The 24,566-nt window shown below is 56.9% G+C and carries 21 protein-coding genes; 11 read left to right on the top strand and 10 right to left on the bottom strand.

From position 1 onward, the window contains the following. Positions 1-78: 78 nt before the first annotated feature. Positions 79-1,179 (top strand): D-alanine--D-alanine ligase, encoded by a 1,101-nt coding sequence (gene ddlA, locus ACTJJA_RS00440; protein ID WP_440665564.1) that lies wholly within the window; start codon positions 79-81, stop codon positions 1,177-1,179. On the opposite strand, the gene ACTJJA_RS00435 is transcribed toward ddlA, so the two are convergent. Continuing rightward, positions 1,176-1,412 (bottom strand): DUF2754 family protein, encoded by a 237-nt coding sequence (locus ACTJJA_RS00435; RefSeq protein WP_010427988.1) that lies wholly within the window; start codon positions 1,410-1,412, stop codon positions 1,176-1,178. The genes ddlA and ACTJJA_RS00435 overlap by 4 nt on opposite strands. Before the next feature lie 248 nt (positions 1,413-1,660). On the opposite strand from ACTJJA_RS00435, the gene ACTJJA_RS00430 reads away from it, so the two are divergent. Next, entirely contained in the window at positions 1,661-1,963 is a 303-nt protein-coding gene (locus ACTJJA_RS00430; RefSeq protein WP_108415685.1) for a DUF2755 family protein, read from the top strand. On the opposite strand, the gene ACTJJA_RS00425 is transcribed toward ACTJJA_RS00430, so the two are convergent. The 3 genes from ACTJJA_RS00425 to ACTJJA_RS00415 form a co-directional block, all read right to left on the bottom strand. Beyond that, positions 1,960-3,057 (bottom strand): DUF1615 domain-containing protein, encoded by a 1,098-nt coding sequence (locus ACTJJA_RS00425; RefSeq protein ID WP_042716710.1) that lies wholly within the window; start codon positions 3,055-3,057, stop codon positions 1,960-1,962. The genes ACTJJA_RS00430 and ACTJJA_RS00425 overlap by 4 nt on opposite strands. Positions 3,058-3,071: 14 nt before the next feature. Beyond that, positions 3,072-4,292 (bottom strand): peptide antibiotic transporter SbmA, encoded by a 1,221-nt coding sequence (gene sbmA, locus ACTJJA_RS00420; RefSeq protein WP_089599248.1) that lies wholly within the window; start codon positions 4,290-4,292, stop codon positions 3,072-3,074. A 114-nt stretch (positions 4,293-4,406) separates the two neighbouring features. Further along, positions 4,407-4,940: an isochorismatase family protein gene (locus ACTJJA_RS00415; protein ID WP_440665561.1), complete on the bottom strand. Its 534-nt coding sequence runs from the start codon at positions 4,938-4,940 to the stop codon at positions 4,407-4,409. Positions 4,941-5,144: 204 nt separating this feature from the next. Between ACTJJA_RS00415 and ampH the strand changes: the two genes are divergently transcribed. After that, a complete protein-coding gene (ampH, locus tag ACTJJA_RS00410) occupies positions 5,145-6,305 on the top strand; it encodes a D-alanyl-D-alanine-carboxypeptidase/endopeptidase AmpH (protein ID WP_089599247.1) in 1,161 nt (386 codons plus the stop codon). A 1-nt stretch (position 6,306) separates the two neighbouring features. Here ampH and ACTJJA_RS00405 read toward each other — a convergent pair whose 3' ends face one another. Then, positions 6,307-6,936: a helix-turn-helix domain-containing protein gene (locus ACTJJA_RS00405; RefSeq protein ID WP_440665559.1), complete on the bottom strand. Its 630-nt coding sequence runs from the start codon at positions 6,934-6,936 to the stop codon at positions 6,307-6,309. Between the two features lie 92 nt (positions 6,937-7,028). Next, on the bottom strand, positions 7,029-9,803 hold the full coding sequence (locus tag ACTJJA_RS00400) for an autotransporter outer membrane beta-barrel domain-containing protein (RefSeq protein ID WP_440665557.1): 2,775 nt from the start codon (positions 9,801-9,803) through the stop codon (positions 7,029-7,031). A 452-nt stretch (positions 9,804-10,255) separates the two neighbouring features. Between ACTJJA_RS00400 and hemB the strand changes: the two genes are divergently transcribed. Beyond that, positions 10,256-11,230 (top strand): porphobilinogen synthase, encoded by a 975-nt coding sequence (hemB, locus tag ACTJJA_RS00395; protein WP_010427978.1) that lies wholly within the window; start codon positions 10,256-10,258, stop codon positions 11,228-11,230. A 72-nt stretch (positions 11,231-11,302) separates the two neighbouring features. Further along, complete coding sequence (locus ACTJJA_RS00390) at positions 11,303-13,003, top strand: lysophospholipid acyltransferase family protein (protein WP_440665555.1); 1,701 nt, start codon at positions 11,303-11,305, stop codon at positions 13,001-13,003. Positions 13,004-13,109: 106 nt separating this feature from the next. Here the strand turns inward: ACTJJA_RS00390 and tauD are convergent, their stop codons facing one another. From tauD to tauA, 4 genes are read right to left on the bottom strand one after another with little or no spacing between them, the layout of a single operon-like run. After that, on the bottom strand, positions 13,110-13,958 hold the full coding sequence (gene tauD / locus ACTJJA_RS00385) for a taurine dioxygenase (protein WP_219323616.1): 849 nt from the start codon (positions 13,956-13,958) through the stop codon (positions 13,110-13,112). After that, positions 13,955-14,782 carry a taurine ABC transporter permease TauC gene (gene tauC, locus ACTJJA_RS00380; RefSeq protein WP_010427972.1) on the bottom strand — a complete coding sequence of 276 codons (828 nt, stop codon included), beginning with the start codon at positions 14,780-14,782 and terminating at the stop codon, positions 13,955-13,957. The genes tauD and tauC overlap by 4 nt, the downstream gene beginning before the upstream one ends. Then, on the bottom strand, positions 14,779-15,546 hold the full coding sequence (gene tauB, locus ACTJJA_RS00375; protein ID WP_440665552.1) for a taurine ABC transporter ATP-binding subunit: 768 nt from the start codon (positions 15,544-15,546) through the stop codon (positions 14,779-14,781). Before tauB ends, tauC begins: the two co-directional genes overlap by 4 nt. Before the next feature lie 10 nt (positions 15,547-15,556). Beyond that, the gene (tauA, locus tag ACTJJA_RS00370; RefSeq protein WP_042716721.1) at positions 15,557-16,519 is read right to left on the bottom strand and encodes a taurine ABC transporter substrate-binding protein; all 963 of its coding nucleotides are present in this window, start codon (positions 16,517-16,519) and stop codon (positions 15,557-15,559) included. 240 nt (positions 16,520-16,759) lie between these two features. Between tauA and ACTJJA_RS00365 the strand changes: the two genes are divergently transcribed. The 6 genes from ACTJJA_RS00365 to fbpC all read left to right on the top strand — a co-directional run bounded on the left by ACTJJA_RS00365 (position 16,760) and on the right by fbpC (position 24,557). Then, positions 16,760-17,389: a response regulator gene (locus ACTJJA_RS00365; RefSeq protein WP_440665550.1), complete on the top strand. Its 630-nt coding sequence runs from the start codon at positions 16,760-16,762 to the stop codon at positions 17,387-17,389. Further along, complete coding sequence (locus ACTJJA_RS00360) at positions 17,389-18,930, top strand: MASE1 domain-containing sensor histidine kinase (protein WP_089598092.1); 1,542 nt, start codon at positions 17,389-17,391, stop codon at positions 18,928-18,930. The genes ACTJJA_RS00365 and ACTJJA_RS00360 overlap by 1 nt, the downstream gene beginning before the upstream one ends. Positions 18,931-19,015: 85 nt before the next feature. Beyond that, positions 19,016-20,317, top strand: coding sequence for an MFS transporter family glucose-6-phosphate receptor UhpC (uhpC, locus tag ACTJJA_RS00355; protein WP_089598093.1), 1,302 nt, complete (start codon positions 19,016-19,018; stop codon positions 20,315-20,317). Positions 20,318-20,330: 13 nt separating this feature from the next. After that, on the top strand, positions 20,331-21,362 hold the full coding sequence (locus ACTJJA_RS00350; protein ID WP_033487712.1) for an ABC transporter substrate-binding protein: 1,032 nt from the start codon (positions 20,331-20,333) through the stop codon (positions 21,360-21,362). Positions 21,363-21,427: 65 nt separating this feature from the next. Beyond that, positions 21,428-23,506 (top strand): ABC transporter permease, encoded by a 2,079-nt coding sequence (locus ACTJJA_RS00345; RefSeq protein WP_440665547.1) that lies wholly within the window; start codon positions 21,428-21,430, stop codon positions 23,504-23,506. A 4-nt stretch (positions 23,507-23,510) separates the two neighbouring features. After that, positions 23,511-24,557, top strand: coding sequence for a ferric ABC transporter ATP-binding protein (gene fbpC, locus ACTJJA_RS00340; RefSeq protein WP_100167153.1), 1,047 nt, complete (start codon positions 23,511-23,513; stop codon positions 24,555-24,557). Positions 24,558-24,566: the final 9 nt, after the last annotated feature.

The raw sequence follows: 24,566 nt of genomic DNA, 5'->3' as shown, positions 1-24,566 counted from the left end.
CATTATGGCAGAAGGCCGCGAAACCCGCAGGGCATCGTGGTATGTTATTGGCTTTTCGACAGACTGGAAGAGAGTGAGATGGCAAAGCAGCGCGTAGGGATTGTCTTTGGGGGAAAATCAGCAGAGCACGAGGTGTCATTGCAATCGGCCAAAAATATTGTCGATGCGATCGATAAAAGCCGTTTCGACGTGGTGCTGCTGGGTATTGATAAACAGGGTCAGTGGCATGTTAACGATGCCAGCCAGTATCTGATCAATGCTAACGATCCGGCGCACATCGCCCTTAATCCTTCAGAAACCAGCGTCGCGACCGTACCAGGCCTGGTTCAGGGGCAATTTATCAACGCCGGTAATGCGCAGGCGCTGGCTCAGATTGACGTTATTTTCCCTATCGTGCACGGCACGCTGGGCGAAGACGGCTCTTTGCAGGGGATGTTGCGCATGGCGAACCTGCCGTTTGTCGGCTCCGACGTGCTGGGCTCCGCCGCCTGTATGGACAAAGACGTCACCAAGCGTCTGCTGCGCGATGCCGGGCTGAATATTGCGCCGTTCGTCACGCTCACCCGCGCCAACCGCGAGAAATTCGATTTCGCGCAGCTTTCCAGCCAGCTCGGCCTGCCGCTGTTCGTCAAACCGGCGAATCAGGGCTCCTCCGTTGGCGTCAGCAAAGTCACCACCGAAGCGCAATTTACCGACGCCGTGCGTCTGGCGTTTGAGTTTGACCACAAAGTGGTGGTTGAACAGGGTATCAAAGGCCGCGAAATTGAGTGCGCCGTGCTGGGGAATGATTTCCCACAGGCGAGCACCTGCGGTGAAGTGGTGTTGAACAGCGATTTCTACTCTTACGATACCAAATACATTGATGATAAAGGCGCGAAAGTTGTGGTACCTGCGGTTATCGATCCGGTCATCAACGATAAGATCCGCGCGATCGCCGTAGAAGCTTATCAGGCGCTGGGCTGCTGCGGTATGGCTCGCGTTGATGTGTTCCTGACGCCGGAAAACGACGTGGTCATCAACGAGATCAACACGCTGCCAGGCTTCACCAACATCAGCATGTATCCGAAACTGTGGCAGGCCAGCGGAATGAGCTATCCGGAACTCATCACTCGCCTGATCGAACTGGCGCTGGAGCGTCACGCCGCTGACAGCGCCCTTAAAAGCTCCGTAAACGGTTAATCGGTTTTCTTCACCGTTTCCGTCTCTTCCGCTGTCGTCTCTTCAGGGCGGCGGCGGATAATCAACCCCGCCAGCCAGAAACTGATGACCCAGGTGACCAGCCCCACGGCATAGGTTTGCCAGCCTTTTGCCTCAAACCCCAATAGCCCCACAACACCGTTAAGAATAAAGATCAGCCCAATAGCAAAGGCGTAGTAATGCCAGTCACGGCGTAGTTTGGACGTGAGCTTCATAACAACTCCGGCAGGAAAAAAAGACATCCTCTCACAGTTTTATGACCGGGTCTGTGGCGAATGCGGAAATTCTGAAACGCGACGCAATTTCACTTAAGTGATCAAATTGTGATGTGATGCAGAAATCATCAATCCAGGAGCATTCCTGAGGGTAAATTACCACGATTCTGATATTGACAAATGCGATGACCTGTCAAACTCACCCTATACGAAACGTATAAAACAGAGTGACATTTCGGGAGGTCTTTATGGCTGATTTTACATTGTCGAAACCGATTTTTGGCGGCAAACAACCAAAAACCTCTACGGCGGGTAATATCGCCTATGCCCTGTTTGTGCTGTTCTGCTTCTGGGCAGGCTCACAGCTTCTCAACATGCTGGTGCATGCACCTGGCGTTTATGAACATCTGATGCAGGTTCAGGATAGCGGGCGCCCACGCGTTGAGATCGGTTTCGGGGTAAGCACCCTGTTTGGCCTGGTCCCGTTCCTCGTCGGGTGCATGATTCTTGGCGTCATTGCCTTAGTGCTTCGCCTGCGCCGTCGTTTCTAAAGCCCCATACAGCGAGCCCGGCGGTCATCGACGCGTTTCGCAAACCATGCAGTAGTCAGGTTACGCGTGATCTTCGGGCTCTCGAGCTGAATACCGGGCAGGATAGCCCTCGGTAACGCTTTTCCACTTTTCTTCTCTGCCAGCGCAAAGACCTGCTGATACAAATCCGTTTTCTCAAACGCCAGACTGTCACCCTTCTCCAGCTGACGGCGAATATCGCTGTTGCTCATATCCAGCTTTGTCGCCAGTTTGCGCACTGCACGTTCGGTCGTACCCGCTTCGCTGCTGCCGTAGGCAATCAGATCGCCATCCAGCGCCAGCTTCACCCCGGATGCCCGGCTCACGGCATTCTGGAACGCTGCATTCCTGCTGGCATACCAGCCCGCGTTAAAGTCTGCAAAGCGGTACAGCGGCTCGCTGTAATTCGCCGGGTAGTTAAGAAGGTGATAAGTGCCAAACCAGAGCCCGCCGCGCAGGGAGAAGACCTCCTGACGCACCGTTCCGTCAATTTTCCACGGATAACCGTCGGTATGTTTTTCTGCAAACGCGATGCTGACCTGCATCGGACCGCCGGTGTGTACCGGGTTAAGCGAGCCAAACAGTTTTTGCCCCATCGGCACCATGTTGATGAAGTCATCAAAAATGGCGCTTAGCTGTTTCTCAGTTTTCACCGTATCCAGCCTATCGCTATAGCTTTTGCCGTTTGGCGAGGTGATTTTAAGCGCGGTATGGACCAGGAACACCGGGATATGCATCGATTCCGCGCGGCGGTCGATCTCTTTCCAGGCAATTTTGTTCAGACCCGGCACGACCGGGTCTGACTGGTACATGGATTCCTGCTGCGCCACCGCCAGTACCGAGCAGATATTCTCCTCGGTAGGGGCAATTTTCTGGCTTTCAAAGGTCTTTGCCAGCGCGTCCGCCCACGCATTGCGATCCTTCACGCTGGAGGGCATTTTTTGCCGGACAACGCTCGCCACGTCCACGGGCTTTTCCCCTTTTTTGAGTGGCGTGGCCCCTTTCTCGGCACACCCCGCCAGTACCAGGGCAGCAAGTAAGGACAGCGATAACGTACGCGGTACGGCAAAAGACATAGCAACTCCCTGTATTAGCTCAATGTGTTGGTGACTTCCTGCAGATCTTTATCGTCCAGCTCGCGCTCGAAACTGCGTAAACGTTTATAGATGGACATCAGTTCCACCAGCGTGGTCCAGGAGCTGATCAGATACTGGAACGAACCGCGCACCTGACCAAAGACGTTGGTGATCTGCGTCATCAGGCCCAGCGTAATCGTACCCGCAACAATCGACGGGAACAGCAGGAACAAACCGAAAACGTTATCAACCTGCAGATAAAGAATGCGCGCAATGTTGAAATACATATAGTGGAAATAGAGGCGGAAATAGTTGCGACGCACGGCGCCAAACAGCTCGCGAACGGTCGGTGGCGAGGCGCGGTTAGCATCATCTTCGCCGTAAACCAGTTCTTTACGGTAGGCCGCTTCGACACGCTGATTTTTAAACTCCAGACCCGGCAGCTTGATGCCGACCACCGCCAGCAGCCCCGTGCCCATCAACGACCAGACAATCGCGGCGATAACCAGACCATACGGCAGGTGACCAATAATCGGCAGCTCCGGCACGTGCGCGGAAAGCGTCACCAGCACCGGCAGGAAGGCGATCAGCGTCATAATGGCGTTGATAAAACTGACACCCATGTCTTCAAGCGTAGAGGCAAAACGCATGGTGTCTTCCTGCACACGCTGCGCGGCACCTTCGATATGACGCAGGTGCTGCCAGTGCGCCATATAGTGTTCGTTCATGGCGGTACGCCAGCGGAAGACATAGTGGCTAACGAAGAAATTGTTCATCACGCCAATGATGACCGCAATCAGGGCGATGCCGAGGAAGATACCCACCTCATGGTAAAACTGGTTAATCGTCACCTTATGCGGGGAACTCAGCGCCGTCTGGATCAGATCGTAGAAGGGGGCATACCAGGCGTTGACCGCCACGCCGACTTCGACCAGGAACCAGGTCACAAAGATGATCAGCGAGGTGCCCAGAATCGACCAGTATTGCCAGCGGTGTGGAGAGTAGATAAACCAGAAAACCGCAAACAGCCCCACGCAGACCGTGTAGTAGGCGTAAAACAGCAGGTAGCTGAGCGACCAGAAGCGCGCGGCGCTAATTGGCACCTCACCCGTTGCCCCCGTGATACGCGTCAGCCATGCGCCGCCGCCCGCCTGCCAGAAAATGACAGCAATCAGTGCCCAAATAAATGCCGACAGGAAAAAAGGCCCCGGCTTTGGGAAAAAAGACTTAAACATTGTGCTTCCTTTTTGTTGTTCTGGCTGTTGCTGTGCTCAACACATCGCCACACGAAAATCTGACCTGAGCCCACCAGCGGCGCAGGCAAAAAGGTCAGACCCGTGGGTTTATTATTAGTTCGCTTTCCAGTTTTCGAGAATTGTTTCGGTGCGTTTCACCGAAGGTGGATTGGCAGGGGCGATGAAGTTACGCCAGACATCGTTGTAGTGCGCAATCAGAACCTGGGCTTCCGCCGCCGGGCGATTGGCCGTAGTGTGGGCATCTTCAGCAACCGTGATGTGGTAGCCCCGGCTGACGCCGTTTTTGAGGGTGGCATCGACACAGTAATCGGTGGCACAGCCGCAAATGACAAACTCGCGAATGCCCTGTTCACGCAGCAGCGTCTCAAGCGCGGTGTTATAGAAGGCATCACAGGCGGTTTTGGTGACGTACAACGCACCTGCTGGCTGATTGAGCTCAGGAAGCAACGCAAACCCTTCACTTCCCTCTTCCAGTCCCCCGGCTTCGGCATGCTGGATAAAAACCACCCTGTCGGCTGCCTGCGTAAGCTGGTTGATCAGAGAGACACATTTCTCGCGCTGATGACGCGGCGTCTCGAATACCCCGTTCTGCATATCAACCACCATAACCACACGCTTATCAGACATACCGTTCTCCGCAAGATTGAGTCGCACTGGTGCCTATCATAAGCCCGATGTCACAAAATGGGATCCAGGCCGCAAGTAAATTGTTCATATTTACCCATGGTTACGTTTTTCTCGCTATCGTTATGCAATTCGGGCCTTTGCAGCTTACCGATTAGTAGTATAAATACCCCTAACTTTCCTTATTTACTTGATGGATGCTTTTCGTTGAAACGTTGTCTGCTCTCTTTCGCCGCGCTATGTGCGGTGAGCTTTTCCACCGCCCAGGCAGCGCAGCCGCTGACGGCCCCGGTTTTAGCCTCTGATATCGCCGATCGCTACGCGAACCTGATCTATTACGGTAGCGGCGGGACGGGAATGGCGCTGGTGGTCATTGACGGTAACCAGCGCGTGTTTCGCAGCTTTGGTGAAACGCGCCCGGGGAATAACATTCACCCGCAGCTGGATTCGGTGATCCGTATTGCCTCCATCACCAAGCTGATGACCAGCGAAATGCTGGTGAAGCTTCTCGACCAGGGCGTGGTTAAACTCGACGACCCGCTCAGCAAATACGCACCACCCGGCGCTCGCGTCCCGACTTATCAGGGTGCACCCATCAGACTGGTCAACCTGGCGACCCACACCAGTGCCCTGCCACGAGAGCAACCTGGCGGCGCGGCACATCGTCCCGTCTTTGTCTGGCCGACGCGCGAACAGCGCTGGAATTACCTGAGCACTGCGACGCTGAAAACCACGCCGGGTTCGCAGGCCGCCTATTCAAACCTCGCGTTTGATCTGCTGGCCGATGCGTTATCGACCGCTTCGGGTAAACCCTATCCTCAGCTGTTTGAAGAGCAGATTACCCGTCCGTTGGGGATGAAGGACACCACCTTTACCCCCTCCCCGGACCAGTGCCGTCGCCTGATGGTCGCTGAAAAAGGTGCCAGCCCGTGCAATAACACCCTGGCGGCGATCGGCAGCGGTGGTGTGTATTCAACGCCTGGCGACATGATGCGCTGGATGCAACAGTTCCTCTCTTCGGATTTCTACTCTCGCACCCACCAGGCCGACCGCATGCAAACGCTGATTTATCAGCGTACCCAACTGACCCGCGTTATCGGCATGGACGTACCGGGTAAAGCCGACGCCCTCGGTTTGGGCTGGGTGTATATGGCGCCGAAAGACGGCCGCCCGGGCATTATTCAGAAAACCGGCGGCGGTGGCGGATTCATCACCTATATGGCGATGATCCCGCAGTCCAACGTAGGGGCGTTTGTGGTCGTCACCCGCTCGCCAAACACGCGCTTCGTTAACATGAGCGATGGCATCAATAATCTGGTTGCTGAGCTGAGCGCGAATAAAGCGCAGGTGCTGACGGCGTCTAACTGACCTAATAGTCCGCGGGCAGACGGTTGATGCTAACCAGTTTGCCCCGGCTCATCGTAATATAATTACCCTGCCGCAGCGCTGCCAGAACTTCCGCGACCACAGAGCGTGAGATCCCTGTGCTACGCTGAATATGATTCATAACGCCAATTTTTGAGCGCAGCGTTTCATCCCACTCGGCCATATTAATGAGCATGGCCCGGATCTGGCTGTAAGAGTTATTCCCCACCAGTTGCATGTCACGTTTACCCAGATGATGGTTGATCCACGACAGCCAACAAAATGCGTCTTGCCAGAGTGAGGCTTGCTGAAGCCGTTGGTACAGTGAAGAGGCCGGTAAATAAAAACCTGAGCAATGTGAATGCGCCATCATCACATATTCTTGATGGCTATCATTTACCCACGCGCTTAAACCATAAATATAAGGTGCCTTTGCAATACCCACGAGAAGTTCATCTGATTTTCTGTGGATGGCAACGACGCCGGTTTGTATTACAAATGTGTATGGAACATCATCCTCATTATTAGCGGTTGAAATTAATTTCTGTGGCGCGGTCTTAAAAGGGGTGCTGGCGACTTCCAGGCACTGTACGATCCGGCTTAATTCAGAAAGTGGCTTCGCATTAACATTCATGCAGACCTCAAGTCATCTGTATCTGTCGGTTCTCGATTATTTTTAATTGTTATATAAAAAAGCGGGGGAAATATTCCCCCGCTTTTTATATTTTACCAGGTATATTTCACACCCAGATTTGCACCCCAGTTCTGGTCAACGTCGCCGCCACCGAGATAAGTTGCATCAGTATATGCACTGAAGTTCTTTGTGAAGCTGAACTGCGTGCCCAGACCCACACGAACCGCGGAACCTTCAACACCGTTGTCGATGCTGTCGTCGTTCACATCAGCATTGTTGTCGGCATCGTCATACACGTAAGCCAGCTTGAAGTAAGGCGTCAACGCCTGCTCTCCGCCGTAATTGAAGGTATAACCCGCATCTACGCCAAGCTCATAACGCAGGCTGTCGTATGACTGCCCATCAATTCGCATGTCGTTGCTCAGCTGGTAGTCATCCCCAGACTGGAACAGGCCGGATACCGCCGCGTAAGGCGTGATATAGCCAGACAGGTTTGGCTTCCAGTCGTAGCCCAGTTTCATCCCAAAGCCGACCGCATCGGTCGTGGTGTCACCGTCAACATACTGACCGTTGCTCATGGTAGCGGAGAGATCGTTGTTGAAGCGGGTGTAGCTCAGGGAGCTGTCGAGGAACAGATCGTTCATGAACTTCGCTGACGCGTAGACCATCGCAGTCTGACTGTCCTGATCAACCTGACCGGTACGATCGCTGATATCGCCCTTCGCGAAGCCTGCAGCACCACCGACGATCCATTTCGCATTGTTACCGTCAATCTGGGTATCCAGACCGACCATAATGCCGCTCACGTCCTGATCGTAGCTAACGTTGCCATTATCAGCGTCGAAGTTACCACCGAAGTAGCTCACCCACGCTCCGCCGTTATCCGCCAGGCCGTGGCGGCTGTTGGTCAGACGCGTGCCGACGGTATCCTGCTGCAGGTTCCAGATGTTGCTGTTAGCAGACGGAATGCTCAGCGCCATGTTGGCATAGTCAGTCAGCTCTTTCTGCTGCAGAACAACGGTGTCACCTTTCTGCTGCGCCTGATAGGTGTAGGCACCTAAATCAGCTTTGTTCGCGGCAGTAAAGCTGGCTGTGGTATCCGCGTTATTGTCATAGATGCGGACGATCTCTTTATTTTTGTAATCGGCAACGGAACCGGCACCGGTCGCATCATCGATGCGCACTTTGTAGTTACCCGCCACATCACCGTTTACCGACAGATGACCGTCAGAGTTCAGTGCGACGACACCATAGTCGTAGTCCGCTTTGCTATTGTCATTGGTGATATAGCGCGCGTTGTTCAGATCGCTGTTCAGCACATAATCGCGGCTGGCCACGTTCAGCACGCCGCCGTCGGTCAGCACCATGTTGTGCGTATCAACCTGACCCATACCCAGCGCCAGCTCGGCACCGTTGTCTACGGTAATGGTGTTGGCATACAGCTCAGCGGTCTCTTCAGTCAGCGCTGCACGGCTGTAGCTGTCCAGGTACAGGCTGTCGGTCGCGACGGCGCCGCTGTCGCCGATATTCAGCGTTGAAGCATTGGTCAGCGTGATGGTGTCCGCCAGCAGGCCAGAGTTTTCAACATTGACCTGCGACTGATTATTCACTGTCAGCCCGTCGATGTTGGAGACTTTACGGGTATCCCACTCGGAACCGTTATCCAGCGCCACGTTGAACAGACCGCTTTGATAAACCTCTTCACCCGCAACGTGACCGTTGGTGTCGAAGGTAGAATCAGGCCAGATGCTGTTTGGCGAGAGCGTATGCCAGTCGACATCGCTATAGCCCTGACCGTACATTTGCGCGGTGCCGATGGCTTCAACGCTGGACTGCGCTGCACCCACCCACTTACTGCCGTTAGTCAGAGTGACATCCAGTGTATCGGTGCCATCCCAGCCGTTGGTGGTTGGGTTATACACACCGTCATCGGTGGTATCGGTTGCCGGGTCGCCATTCTCGTAGAAGTTGTTATCGAAGGTACTGGAGAACAGGATGTCACCTGTAACGGTGGAGTGATCGAACGTCGCTGTCGTCTGCATCGCGTTGTCAGACGCGCTGGCAGCCACGATCAACGCCGCGTCATCCGCCGCCGTCGCGTTGGTTTCACCGTAGTCGCTCGGCTTGGCCGTTTGACCATAGAAACCGCTGGTGCCCAGATCGCTGTATGCGCCGGAGGTCAGCACGGAGTCTTTCACCACCAGGGTATCGGTAAAGATGTTGCTGCTATTGGCAACGCCTTCCACACCGTCATACGGGGTATTATCCAGCTCCTGGTAACCCTGCGTCAGCGTGATACCGGCAACGTGGGAGTTATTCTGAATAACAATATCAGACTCTACATCCAGCGTAATGGCGTTACCCAGACCGTAGGTGTCCAGATAATGGGTTTCGGTGGTGTCACCATTCACAACGTCATAAGCATAATGCTCGTAGGTGTCATTGATGGTGCTGTTATCTACCGTCAGGCTGAAACGGTCATACTGCGTATGTGCAGTACCATCCGTCTCCGTGCCATCGGCACACGTCGTGGTCATACACTCAGACGTGATCATGCCGTTGATGGTGCTGTTGGAAATACTTAACGCATTCGCCCGGCCATTAACGCCATCATCCAGATAGTATGTTGAAATAACACCGTTTACCGTGGATTTGTTAATCACCGGATAAATATCACCATCATGGGTGGCATCCGAGTAATCCCAGTCTGCATAACCATAATACCAGGGGGTAGAGGCGGTATTATCATATCCAAACGTATTATACGTCGTGCCGGAAATATCCTTCGCATTAGCCTGAGAAGCGATAGCCAGGGTGCAGGCTAATGCAAGTTGAGATACAACCAGTTTCTTTTTCCATGTTTGCATTGGGTCATCCCTCCTCAGGGACGTAAGCAAGTTTGTCCGTCAAATCATTTTGCAATGTTTAATTGCGGAGGGAATTATGCAATTTCATTTCTAAAAGGTTCAATGAATGATTCAATTAAGTCCGTATCCAGACAACTCACATCTAAAAAAACGGAACAATAACAATTATTGTGAATAAATATTATAAAATCAGCAAATTACAAACTTATTTTATTGATTGTGATAATATAATAAAAAATAATAGATCATTTATAATTATACCTTCGATTCAATTCAAAACTGCCGCCAATATTTCACGCCCCCTACAAAACCATCATTCATTCTATAATATAGACATTTGATGCGGCTTGTTTTGGCGCATTTCGCAAAATCAAAATGCCCAATTTCGTAAAACACCCCTCTTCACTTTCATGTACACTAGTCTTCTTTGTTCCACAAACATCAGGCATACCATGACCGATTTAATTGCACGTCCCCGCCGCCTGCGCAAGTCACCTGCACTGCGCGCTATGTTTGAAGAGACAACCCTGACCTTAAACGATCTGGTGTTGCCGATTTTTGTCGAAGAAGAGATCGATGACTACAAAGCCATCGAGGCGATGCCGGGCGTGATGCGCATTCCGGAAAAACATCTGGCGCGTGAGATTGAACGCATCGCCAACGCGGGGATCCGCTCGGTGATGACCTTCGGCATCTCTCACCATACCGACGCCACCGGCAGCGATGCATGGAAAGAAGATGGCCTCGTCGCCCGCATGTCCCGCATCTGCAAAGAGACCGTGCCGGAAATGGTGGTAATGTCCGACACCTGCTTCTGCGAATACACGTCTCACGGCCACTGCGGCGTGCTGTGCGATCACGGCGTGGACAACGATGCCACCCTGCTGAATCTTGGCAAACAGGCGGTCGTCGCTGCCGCTGCTGGTGCTGACTTCATCGCGCCATCTGCAGCGATGGACGGACAGGTACAGGCGATTCGTCAGGCACTGGACGCGGCGGGCTTTACCGATACCGCCATCATGTCTTACTCCACCAAATTCGCCTCCTCCTTCTACGGCCCGTTCCGTGAAGCGGCGGGCACGGCGCTGAAAGGCGATCGTAAAACCTATCAGATGAACCCGCTGAACCGCCGCGAAGCGATTCGTGAATCCCTGCTGGATGAAGCCCAGGGCGCAGACTGCCTGATGGTGAAACCCGCTGGCGCGTACCTCGACATCCTGCGCGACATCCGCGAGCGCACCGAGCTGCCGCTGGGCGCTTACCAGGTGAGCGGCGAGTACGCGATGATCAAATTCGCCGCGCGGGCAGGTGCGATTGACGAAGAGAAAGTGGTCCTCGAAAGCCTGGGCGCGATCAAACGCGCGGGTGCGGACCTGATCTTCAGCTACTTCGCGCTGGATCTGGCTGAGAAGAAAATCCTCCGCTAATCTTCACCAAACTGCAATACAACCGACATCTGCTCCTTCTACTGTCTTCGCAAGACGGCAGGAGGAGTAACCATGTTTAGCCTCGATAACGTTCTCGACGATCTTTGGCCTCAGGCGAGGCCAGCACCCTGGCAAAAAAGTCTGTTAAAAAGACTGTTTTACGAAGACGAATTTCAGCAATTTGCCGCATCCCACCGCCACCTGAAAGGGCTGGATATGGTGGAGCAAGTTCTGGAACACCTTGATATTCTCTGCACCGTTTCCGCCCGCGATCTCGAACAAATCCCCGAACATGGCCCGCTGGTCATTATTGCCAACCACCCGACGGGTACGCTGGACGGGCTGGCGCTGATGTACGCCGTCTCCCGCGTGCGACGCGATGTTAAAGTCGTGACCAACCGGATGCTGACTCACCTTGAGCCCCTCAGTTCGCTGTTTATTCCGGTGGACAATATGGGCGGCAGGACGGCGAAAACATCCCTGGTTCAGATGGAACAGCATCTGCAAAACGCAGGCGTGCTGATCTTCTTCCCGGCGGGAGAAGTTTCCCGCCCGACGCGAAAAGGCGTTCGCGATAAAAAGTGGCACTCAGGCTTTATCAAACTCGCCAGCAAGCTGCGCGCCCCGCTGCTGCCGGTGCATATTCAGGCGCATAACAGCCTGCTCTTTTATGCCAGCACGCTGGTGTCGCCAACGCTGTCCTTGCTGCTGCTGATGCAGCAGATGTTCCGCCGACGCCATAGCCAGCTGCCGATTAAAATCGGCCAGCAGATTGCGTGGCATCACTGGCATAGCGCCACCCTTTCGTCGCGTGAGATGGCCGAGCAGTGTCGTCAGCACGTGATGCGTCTTGGCAAGGGAGTGCCTGGCGTCTTTAAAACCCAGTGCGCCATTGCCCGTCCTGAAGACCGGGCTACGCTGAGGCGTGAACTGGCGCAGGCCGAGTGCCTGGGGAAAACCAGCGACGGCAAAACCATCTACCTGTGGCAGCGCAACGGGCAAGAAGAGGCTCCTCTGCTGCGCGAGCTGGGCCGCCTGCGCGAGATTGCCTTTCGCGCCGTGGAGGAAGGGAGCGGCAAACGCCGGGACACGGACAGCTATGATGACGATTATCTGCACCTGATCCTCTGGGATGAAGAGGATCTGGAGATCGTCGGCGCGTATCGCTTTATGCCGACCGCAAAACAGGTTGAACGTCGCGGTCTGGAAGGGTTGTACAGCTATAGCCTGTTCCACTACGACGACAAAATGCAGGACGTGCTGGAACACGGTATTGAACTGGGGCGCAGCTTCATTCAGCCGCGCTACTGGGGACGCCGCGGCCTGGATTATTTATGGTCCGGGATTGGGGCTTATCTGGCGCGTTATCCGCACTACCGCTACCTGTTTGGCCCGGTCTCCATCTCCGGCGGCTTACCGCCTGCTGCGCGGGATCTGCTGGTGGCATTTTACCGCCTGTGGTTCCCGGCAAGCCATCCGCTAGCCGCCTCACGTCAGCCGTATCCCGCCTCGCTGCCGGACGTGCTCGCGCAGTTTGGCGGCGTGGATTATGTGGACGATCTGACGAAGCTGAAATCCCTGCTCGGCAATCTGGGCTGCGGCATTCCGCCGCTCTACAAGCAATATTCCGAGCTCTGCGAACCCGGCGGCGTGCAGTTTATTGATTTTGGCAGCGACCCGGCATTTAACGACTGCGTCGACGGGCTGGTGCTGGTGGATTTGTGTTACCTGAAGGCGAACCGCTATCAACGGTACATTGAGGCGCACCTTTAAATGTGCGGTTTTTTAGTAGGCCGGGCAAGCGCAGCGCCACCCGGCAAGAACGGTGCACAATTGCCGGGTGGCGGCTACGCCTTACCCGGCCTACGGGTGCGACGGTTCAAGGACGGTAAAACGGCTTATCCCCCAAAATCGTCGCCCGCTGCATAATCCTGCGCTGCGGAAGATAGTCCGCATTGGCATAGTGCTGCGTTACGCGGTTATCCCAGATCGCCAGGTCGTTCTCCTGCCAGCGCCAGCGCACCTGAAACTCCGGCTTAGTAATATGCGCGAACAGGAACCCCAGCAGCGCCTCACTCTCTTTCTCGGATACGTCCACAATGCGCGTTGTGAACCCTTCGTTCACGAACAGCGCCTGCTTGCCCGTGACCGGATGGGTACGCACCACCGGATGCAGCAGCGGAGGATGCTTCGCAACCGCCTCCTGCCATCGCTGATGCTCCTCTTCACTCTTGCGGTACTTGTACTCCTGGAACGATTTTTTGAAGTCGTGCTCCGCACGCAGCCCGCTCAGCAGCGTCCGGAACGGCGCGGAGAGCGCCTCATACGCCGCAATGCCGCTGGTCCACAGGGTATCGCCGCCGGTTTCTGGCAGCAGCTTCGCCGCCAGAATCGCCCCGGCGGGCGGCGTCTCGATAAAGGTCACGTCGGTGTGCCAATTGTCGTTATCCGGCGGGTTATCGTTGTGGGTGTCCAGAACGATAATCTCCTCCACGCCTTCCGCATGCGGATAGACGGGATGGATATGCAGATCGCCGAAGCGCAGGGCCAGCGCGCGCTGCTGCTGCGGGGTGATCGCCTGTTCGCGCAGGAACACCACCTGATGGCGCAGAACCGCGTGGTACAGCTGCTCAAACTGGTTATCGCTCAGCGGACGGGTCACATCCAGGCCCGACACCTGCGCGCCAATGTACGGCCCCAGCGGGGTAATGGTCAGACGTTCACTCATTGTATTTCTCCATGCCAGGGCGTCAGGCGGCGCTGTAACGCGCGCAGCCCCAGTTCTAATCCAAAGGCGATTGCGGCGATCACCGCGATCCCTGCCAGTACCACGTCAGTCGCCAGGAACTCTCCCGCCGACTGCACCATAAACCCAAGGCCGCGCGTGGCTGCAATCAGCTCTGCCGCCACCAGCGTGGACCAGCCCACGCCGAGGCCGATGCGCAGCCCGGTTAAAATCTCCGGCAGTGCGCCCGGTAAAATCACGAACAGCAGCACCTGCGTGCGGCTGGCTCCCAGCGACTGCGCCGCGCGGATCCGCACCTGCTGGGCGCTCTTCACGCCCGCCAGCGCCGACATGGCGACCGGGGCGAAAATCGCCAGATAAATCAGCAGGATTTTTGACGTTTCACCGATGCCGAACCAGATCACCATCAGCGGCAGATAGGCCAGCGGCGGCACCGGACGGTAAAGCTCAATCAGCGGGTCGAGGATGCCGCGCACCGTCGGGCTTAAGCCCATCGCGATCCCGACCGGTATCCCGATAATTACCGCCGCCAGCAGCGCCACCAGAATACGCGCCAGACTTGCACCCAGGTGCTGCCAGAGCGTGGCATCCATAAAGCCCTGCGGCCCGGCGATGGTAATGAGTTTGGCCAGCACCTGTCCCGGCGGCGGCAGAAACAGCGGGCTAACCCACTGCTGGGCAGCAACCGCCCACCACACCGCCAGTAAGACCAGCAGCGTACCGACGCTCAAGGTGATTTGGCGCGAGAAAGGCCAGCGCAGCGCCAGACGCGTGCGGCGCGTTTTTTCACTGAAGACGATGCTCATGAGAAAGCCTCCCGTTGTTCAAACACGCGGCTTAAGACGTATTCACGCTGTTCGATAAACAGCGGATCGGATTTGATGCTGCGCACGGGTTCTCCCGCGACGTAGCGGCGGGCGAAATCCAGCGGCAAACGCTCCAGCACGCGGCCCGGCCCCGGCGAGAGCAGCACCAGCTCGGTCGCCATAAACACCGCCTCTTCGATATCGTGGGTAATCAACAGCACCTGCTTGCCCGTCTCATGCCACAGGCGCAGCAGCAGGGTTTGCATCTGTTCGCGGGTGAAGGCATCCAGCGCCCCGAACGGCTCGTCCAGCAGCAACAGCTGCGGATTTGCGGCCAGCGCGCGGGCAATACCTACGCGCTGCCGCTGGCCGCCGGAAAGCTGCCAGATAAAGCGTTTTTCCGCCCCTTCCAGCCCCACTTTTTTCAGCATCACCCGCGCCGTTTCCAGCCGCAATTCACGATTAACACCCGCCAGCTGTAGCCCAAACGCCACGTTTTCCTGCACGTTGCGCCAGGGGAGCAGCCCTTCGTTCTGGAAGACCACGCCGCGCTCGGCACCCGGGCCTTCCACCTTTTTGCCTTCCAGTTGAATGGTGCCATGCTGATAAGGGACAAACCCGGCGATCAGATTCAGCAGCGTGGTTTTTCCGCACCCTGACGGGCCCAGCACCACCAGCAGCTCACCGCTGTCCAGCGTCAGGTTGATCTCCTCCAGCGCGGGTTTACCACCGTAATCGGCATACAGGTTCGTAATATTCAGCATGGCAAACTCCTTATTTCACAAAACGATCGGTCACGTACTGGCTGTAATCCGCTGCCACCGCAGGCACTTTGCCCTGCTCTTTCAGGAAGGTGGCGGTATCCACAATCGCTTTGTTCACCGGCCCGGTCAGCTGCTGCACCTGCTGCGCGGGGGTCAGATAGGTATTGCCTTTCACCAGTCCCGGCACGTCCGCTTCCGGCACGCCGCTCAGGCGGGAGAGTTTTTCCAGGTTGGCGGGCTGCTTCAGCCATTCATCCGGGTTACTGATGTACGGCTGCTGGGCGTCAATCGCGCTTTTCGCAAAGGCTTTCACCACCTCAGGATGTTTCTCGGCAAAGTCTTTGCGCACGACCCACACGTCGAGGGTTGGCGCGCCCCACTGGCCCACTTTTTCAGAGTCGGTCAGCACGGTGCCGTCTTTTTCCAGTTCGTTCACCGCCGGTGCCCAGACGTAGGCACCGTCAATATCGCCGCGCTGCCAGGCGGCGATAATCGCCGGCGGCTGCAGGTTGAGAATTTGTACCTGGCCCGGCTTGATGCCCCAGTGTTTCAGCGCCGCCAGCAGGCTGTAGTGCGTAGTTGAAATGAACGGCACGGCGATGCGTTTGCCGATCAGATCTTCCGGTTTGGTGATGTTTTTCTTTACCACCAGCGCTTCAGAGTTACCGAGCTGTGAGGCAAGCAGGAACACCTCAATCGGTACCTGCTGGCTGGCCGCCACCGCCAGCGGGCTGGATCCAATATTGCCGATCTGCACGTCGCCGGAGGCTAACGCACGTACGACGGATGCCCCACTGTCGAACTTGCGCCAGTCGACTTTCGCGCCGCTCTCTTTGGCAAAGGTGTTGTCCGCCTGCGCGACTTTCGCCGGTTCCGCAGAGGTCTGATACGCAACGGTGACGTCCACCGCCTGCGCCTGAAAAGCCCACAGCGCCAATGCGCCGAGTAATGTGATTCGCGATGAAATTGCCATAGTGCCTGCTCCCCTTGTTGTTATGAGGGCAGTATTTCCGGCACGGGAATTTTGATAAAGGAATAAAAAGATATCGCTCATTCCGAATCGTTTTTAGAAAAAAACCGGCAAAGGATAGTTAAAAAGTGGGCGGTGGCTTTATTGCAATTTTGTTACATCGGTTACATAACCGCAGCCGCAGGATTGCCAGCCTGCCGGCAACGGGCATCATAGGTCAACGAATGAGCAAAAGGTGTCGAGATGATTAAAGTGGTGCTGGTGGACGATCACGTGGTGGTGCGTTCCGGTTTCGCCCAACTGTTAAATCTGGAAGAGGATGTGATCGTTGAGGGCCAGTTTAGCAGCGCGGCGGAGGCGTGGCCCGCCCTGTCGCGCAACGATATCGACGTGGCGGTGATGGACGTCGCGATGCCGGACGAAAACGGCCTTAGCCTGCTCAAGCGCCTGCGCCAGCAGCGGCCGACGTTTCGCGCCATCATCCTGAGTATCTACGACACTCCGGCCTTTGTGCAAAGCGCCCTCGACGCGGGTGCAAACGGCTACCTGACCAAGCGCTGCGGTCCGGAGGAGCTGGTGCAGGCCGTACGCGCCGTCGGCATGGGCGGGCATTACCTGTGCGCCGATGCGATAAAAGCGCTACGCGGCGGCGAGCCGATGCCAAAAGCGCTTGAGGCGCTCACTCCGCGCGAGCGCGAAGTGTTTGAGCTGCTGGTGAAAGGCGAAAGCGTCAAGGAGATTGCCTATACGCTTTCGCTGAGCCATAAAACCGTTCATGTCCATCGTGCCAACGTGCTGGGCAAGCTTCAGTGCAGCAGCACCATCGACCTGGTGCACTTCGCGCTTGATAACCAACTGCTCACGGGCCACTGATGCGGCGCGCTGTCCGGCATCTGATCCTGTCCCTGTTCATTATGCTGGCCTGGGGAACCGGCTGGCTGATGCTGTGGACGCTGAGCTTCTACCTTACCCACAACGGCCAGCAGGCGGTGCTGTTTCTGCCGCAGGGCGTGTGGCTGGCGCTGATGATTTTACTTTCACGCCGCTACTGGCCTGCATTAATTCTTCCGCCCCTTGCCGCCATTCTGTGGCTGCACGGTGAGCAGCTCCTCACGCGTTATCTGATGCTGGCCGTGCCGCTTATCGGCATCGTCAGCGCCTGGCTGGCGCAGCGGTACTGGCACCGTTTCCCGCTCTACTGGCAGCGGCTGTCGACGCTGATTGCGGCGGTGACGGTGAATGCCCTGCTGCAAACCTTACTCCTGTCGCCCTTTCTGGACAGCCCAGCCACGCTGCTTTTGCTCGGCTCCTTTACCGGTGGCGTACTGCTTACGCCGTTCGTCTATCTGGTCTTCGAATTTTTACGCCAGCAGCATCGTTACCATCTGCTGGGGCTGGACACCAGCAATCCGCCGCTGCGCACCTCGCTGATTATCTGGTGCAGCCTGTTTTTCATTATCGGCATCGGCACGCAGATGGTGCTCTCCCCGGCGCTGGAGCGACTGCTGCTGATTGTCGTGTTCCTGCCCAACGTGGTGATGGCGTGGAAATTCGGCTGGCAGGGCGGTGTCCTTTCCGGGCTGCTCGGCAGCATGATGATCACCATTGCCCGCCAGGTGGGCGTCGGGTTTAGCGACCTTCTCGAACTGGAAATTTTTCTCTCAACCCAGTCGCTGCTGGGGATTGGCCTGGGCATCGCCATCAGCCGCCAGCAGCATTTGGCGATGAACCTCGAACGCTATCGCCATCGGCTTGAGAGTGAACTTCAGGCCAGACGGGCGCTGGCGGAAAAACTGATCCATTCCGAAGAGGACACCCGCAAGCAGCTGGCGCGCGAGCTTCACGACGAAATCGGCCAGAACATCACCGCTATCCAGATCCAGTCTCAGCTGGTGAAGCGGGCGAGCGATACGCCGCTCGCCATTGAGGCCGCCGGACAGATCAACGACCTCGCGCGGCGTATTCACCACTCTACGCGCCAGCTGCTGCGCCAGCTCCGCCCACCCGTGCTGGACGAGCTGTCGCTCCAGGAGGCTCTGCACCATCTGGTCAACGAGTTCGCCTTTGCTGAACGCGGGATCCGCTGCCGTTTTGACTACCGGCTTCCCACGCCGCCGGAAAGCGAAACGCTGGTCTTTACCCTGTATCGCCTGCTCCAGGAGCTGCTCAACAACGTCTGCAAACACGCCAACGCCAGCGAAGTCACGATTCTGCTCTGCCAGCGTCACGCGCGGCTCTACCTCGAGGTGCACGATAACGGCAGCGGCATCAGCCCGCAGCAGCAGCCCGGCTTCGGCATTCAGGGCATGCGCGAACGCGTCTCGGCGCTCGGCGGCGAACTGACGCTGGAATCCCGTCTCGGGACGCGCGTAATTGTTAACCTGCCCACAAATTTGCAACAAACGCCGCTCTGACCAGGAAAAAGTCTTAGTCACTCCAGACTTTGTCTCATCCCATTTATGCCGCACTTCCCTACAGTCATCTCAAACGGAGAACGCCATGCACGCACTGTCTGCTGAAGAGGTTTCACAACGTTACCGGGCGCTGCGCCCCAGGCTGCTCCTTTGTATGGTGATTGGCTACGCCGCGTTTTACCTGACGCGAAAAAGTCTGAATTATGTTTTACCCGCGCTGCAGCTGGATTTGGGGCTCAGCAAGGGCGATATCGGGCTTATCGGCTCGCTGTTTTATCTCAGCTACGGGCTGTCCAAATTCGCCGCCGGGCTCTGGCACGACAGCCACGGACAGCGCGCCTTTATGGGCATCGGACTGCTGGCAACGGGCGTGCTGAACGTGCTGTTCAGCTTTAGCGATGCGTTCCCGCTGCTGCTGTTTATCTGGACGCTGAACGGCTTCTTTCAGGGCTGGGGCTGGCCGCCCTGCGCCAGGCTGCTGACCCACTGGTATTCGCGTAACGAGCGCGGCTTCTGGTGGGGCTGCTGGAATACCTCCATCAATATCGGTGGCGCGATTATTCCGTTGATTTGCGCCGTTGCCGCCCACCGATGGGGCTGGCAGGCGGCGATGCTGACACCGGGGATCATCAGCATCGTGCTCGGCCTGTGGCTGACCACACAGCTGCGGGGCACACCGCAGGAAGAGGGTCTGCCCACGGTCGGGGAGTGGCGGAGCGATCCGCTGGAGCTGCGCCAGCAGCAGCAAAGCCCGCCGATGGGGCTATGGCAGATGTTGCGCACCACCATGCTGCAAAATCCGATGATCTGGCTGCTCGGGGCGTCGTATGTGCTGGTGTATCTCATCCGTATCGCCCTGAACGACTGGGGCAACATCTGGCTGGCAGAAAGCCACGGCGTGAACCTGCTCAGCGCCAACGCCACGGTGATGCTCTTCGAAGTGGGCGGCTTACTGGGCGCATTGTTTGCCGGATGGGGGTCAGACCTGCTGTTCAGCGGCCAGCGTGCACCGATGATTTTGCTGTTCACGCTGGGGCTGATGGTGTCTGTCGCCGCACTGTGGCTGGCACCGGTGCATCACTACGCCCTGCTGGCGATGTGCTTTTTTACGGTCGGATTTTTCGTCTTCGGTCCGCAGATGCTCATTGGCCTTGCCGCCGTTGAGTGTGGACATAAACAGGCGGCAGGCTCGATTACCGGCTTTCTCGGCGTATTTGCCTATCTGGGCGCCTCGCTGGCCGGATGGCCGCTGTCGCAGGTGATTGAACGCTACGGCTGGTCGGGGATGTTCAGTTTGCTCTCGATTGCCGCCGTCCTGATGGGTTTATTACTGATGCCCTTGCTGATGGCGGGCATCACCGCTTCTCGCAGTCACATAACGTCATAAAAAGGGCTGAATAATGAAAACAACGCTTCTCTCTACCCTCATTGCTTCCGGGATCGCGCTGGCTACCTTAACCGGTGCCGCACAGGCCAAAGGCCGTCTGGTGGTGTACTGCAGCGCCACCAACGAAATGTGCGAAGTCGAAACCAAAGCGTTCGGTGAAAAGTACGATGTTAAAACCTCGTTTATCCGCAACGGCTCCGGCAGCACGCTGGCGAAGGTGGATGCCGAGAAGAAAAACCCGCAGGCCGATGTCTGGTACGGCGGCACGCTGGATCCGCAGTCCCAGGCCGGTGAAATGGGGCTACTCCAGCCCTATAAATCGAAAAACCTGGAACAGATCATGGAGAAATTCCGCGATCCGGCCAAGGTGAAGGGCAACCTCTCCTCGGCGGTCTACGTCGGGATCTTAGGCTTTGGCGTCAACACCCAGCGCCTGAAAGAGAAAAACCTGCCGGTCCCCAAATGCTGGAAGGATCTGACCAAACCGGAATACAAGGGCGAGATCCAGATCGCCGATCCGCAAAGCTCCGGCACCGCCTATACCGCGCTGGCAACCTTCGTCCAGCTGTGGGGGGAAGACCAGGCCTTCGACTACCTGAAACAGCTGAACGGCAACGTGTCTCAGTACACCAAATCCGGCATTGCCCCGGCACGTAACGCCGCGCGCGGTGAAACCGCCATCGGCATCGGCTTCCTGCACGACTACTCCCTGGAAAAAGAGCAGGGTGCGCCGCTGGAGCTGATCTCTCCGTGCGAAGGCACCGGGTATGAAATTGGCGGCGTGAGCATTCTGAAGGGCGCGCGCAACGAAGAGAACGCGAAGCTGTTCGTGGACTGGGTGCTCTCCAAAGAAGCGCAGGAGCTGGCGTGGAAAAAGGGCAAGTCCTACCAAATCCTGACCAACACCACGGCGGAAACCTCGCCGAACTCGCTCAAACTCGATGATTTGAAGCTCATCAGCTATGACATGGACAAGTACGGCTCCACGGACGTGCGTAAAGCGCTGATCAATAAATGGGTCAGCGACGTGAAGATGGGTAAATAAGCCCGCGAACAGTGGTCATCGCCCGGCAGCATTCCTTTGCCGGGCATCCAACACCCGGAAAACTTATGTCACAAACACTTGCTCTTCATTCCGCCACAAAGCGGGATGCGGTATTCCTGTGGGTTTTACTCGGCTGGCTGGCCTTTGCCCTGCTGCCGAGCTGGAGCCTTGATTACGGCCTGCTGGAGTCTACCGGGGATGAGATCCTCGACGCCTACGGCTGGTCCCATGTCAACGTCAGCTGGCTGTGGTACCTGCTGCCGAGCCTGCTGCTGGTGCGCCCGTTTAACGAAGCAAAGCGTGAGCAGCGCAGCCGCCACTATCTTGACGCGGGCTGGGCACTGCTGTGTATGGCGTTCGTGGTCATTAGCGCCACCGTGGAAGGACGCGGTTTAGGCTATGCCACCATCGTGCTGTTTGTTGCCCTGGGCGCCATCATGACGCTGGCCCTTACCCGCCTGGAGTGGCTGGGCGGCGATCGCTTTGTCATCGGCTCGCTGATTACCATCGTGGCGCTGATCGGCATTTTTATCGTCTGGCCGAGCATCGCCATTTTCATTCCGATGTTCACCAACGACGCAGGTGAATTCGCCCCGCTGGCCTTTATGAACGTGCTGTCGCAGGCGCACATTATCCAGGTCATCATCAACTCGATTCTGCTGTCGATAGCCGTCGGGGTCGGCTGCACCTTCTTTGGCCTGGTGCTGGCGATCTACACCACGCGCATCGCTAAACGCAGCGCCATCATTGGACGTATCTTCTCGATTCTCCCCATCGTGACCCCGCCGTTTGTGGTGGGGTTGGGCGTTACGCTGATGATGGGGCGCTCTGGCTATATGACGGAGCTGATGGTGGACTGGTTTGGGTTAACCAATACCAACTGGCTGTACGGCTTCACCGGCATCTGGCTGGCGCAGGTGCTGGCCTTCACGCCGATGGCCTTTATGATCCTCGACGGCGCGATCAAAACCATCCACCCGTCGCTGGAAGAGGCCTCGTACACCCTGCGCGCCAGCCGCTGGCAGACCTTTAACGGCGTCTTCGTGCCGCTGCTGAAACCGGCGCTGGCGAATGCGTTCTTAATCGTGATTGTGCAGTCGCTGGCCGACTTCAGTAACCCGCTGGTGCTGGGCGGGAACTTCGACGTGCTGGCCACGCAGATCTACTTCTACATTACCGGCTCACAGCTGGATTATCAGGCAGCGAGTACCCTTGGGGCCTTCCTGCTGCTGTTCTCGCTGCTGGTTTTCTGCATCCAGTACATGTGGATCGGCAAGCGCTCCTACGTCACCGTGTCCGGTAAATCGTACCGCGGCGACGTGCAGCCGCTGCCGGTGACGCTGGTGTGGAGCGTGATCGCCCTGCTGACGGTGTGGATCGCCTTTAACGCCCTGCTCTACGGCAGCATTTTCTACGGCAGCTTTACCGTCAACTGGGGCGTGGATTACACCCTGACGCTGGATAACTTTATCAAGCTGTTCGGCCAGGGGATGAGCGACGGCGCGTGGCCTTCGCTGCTCGATACTCTGCTCTACGCCGGGATTGCCGCGCCGATCACCGCCGCCTTCGGACTGCTGATTGCCTGGGTTGTGGTACGCCAGCAGTTCCGGGGTAAAAAGACCATCGAGTTCACCACCATGCTGTGCTTTGCCGTGCCGGGTACCGTGGCGGGCGTGTCGTACATTCTGGCCTTTAACAGCGCGCCGGTGTACCTCACGGGCACCGCCGCCATCGTGATCATCTCCATGGTGATGCGTAACGTGCCGGTGGGGATTCGCGCCGGGATCGCGGGATTAGGGCAGATCGACAAGTCGCTGGACGAGGCCTCGCTGAGCCTGCGTGCCGGAAGCCTGCGCACCATCACCCACATCCTGCTGCCGCTGCTGCGTCCGGCCATTTTATCAGCGCTGATTTACAGCTTTGTGCGCGCCATTACCACCGTCAGCGCCATTGTGTTCCTCGTCACGCCGGACACCCGCGTGGCAACGGCCTACATTCTGAACCGCGTGGAAGACGGCGAATACGGCGTGGCGATTGCCTACGGCTCGATCCTGATTGTGGTCATGCTGGCGATCATTTTCCTCTTTGACTGGCTGATCGGCGAGGCGCGTATCTCCCGTTCAAAAGCCAAAAACCAGGCGTAACACTATGACTGAGAAACATTTTGTTGAACTGCGCAACGTGACCAAACGCTTTGGCGCAAACACGGTAATTGAAAACATCAACCTGGCGATCCCGCAGGGACAAATGGTAACGCTGCTCGGCCCGTCCGGCTGCGGTAAAACCACCGTGCTGCGCCTGGTTGCCGGGCTGGAAAAACCGACCGAAGGGCAGATTTACATCGATGGTGAGGATGTGACCCACCGCTCCATTCAGCAGCGCGATATCTGTATGGTGTTCCAGTCCTACGCGCTCTTCCCGCATATGTCGCTGGGCGAGAACGTGGGCTACGGTCTGAAGATGCTGGGCGTTTCGCGCGCAGAGATAAAAACGCGGGTCAAAGAAGCCCTGGCGATGGTTGATCTGGAGGGGTTTGAAGATCGTTACGTGGATCAGATTTCCGGCGGCCAGCAGCAGCGCGTGGCGCTGGCCCGCGCTCTGATCCTCAAACCTAAAGTGTTGCTTTTCGATGAACCGCTGAGCAACCTCGATGCGAATCTCAGGCGCAGCATGCGGGACAAAATCCGCGAGCTGCAAAAGCAGTTCAACATCACCTCGCTGTACGTGACGCACGATCAAAGCGAGGCGTTTGCGGTCTCCGACACCGTGCTGGTGATGAACAAGGGCAACATTATGCAGATTGGCTCGCCTCAGGATCTCTATCGACAACCGGCGTCTCGCTTTATGGCGAGCTTTATGGGTGATGCCAACCTCTTCCCGGCCCGCTTCAGCGAGGATGTCGTGGAAATCCACGGCTATCGTCTGCCGCGTCCGCTGCACTTTGCTACCCAGGGCGAAGGCACCGTCGGCGTGCGTCCGGAGGCGATTACGCTCAGCCAGCACGGCGAGGCGAGCCAGCGCTGCACTATCCGCCACGTCGCCTATATGGGTCCGCAGTATGAGGTGATTGTCGACTGGCACGGACAGGAGATTTTACTGCAGGTGAACGCCACGCGCCTGCAGCCGGACGTGGGCGATGCGTACTATCTTGAGATCCACCCGTACGGGATGTTTGTATTGGCGGAGGCGGCATGATGTGTGCCG

This window comes from Enterobacter sp. 22452, from assembly GCF_052045065.1.
Lineage (GTDB): Bacteria > Pseudomonadota > Gammaproteobacteria > Enterobacterales > Enterobacteriaceae > Enterobacter > Enterobacter mori.
The sequence above is the reverse complement of the archived record's forward strand: the minus strand, read 5'-3'. Positions and strand labels throughout refer to the sequence as shown.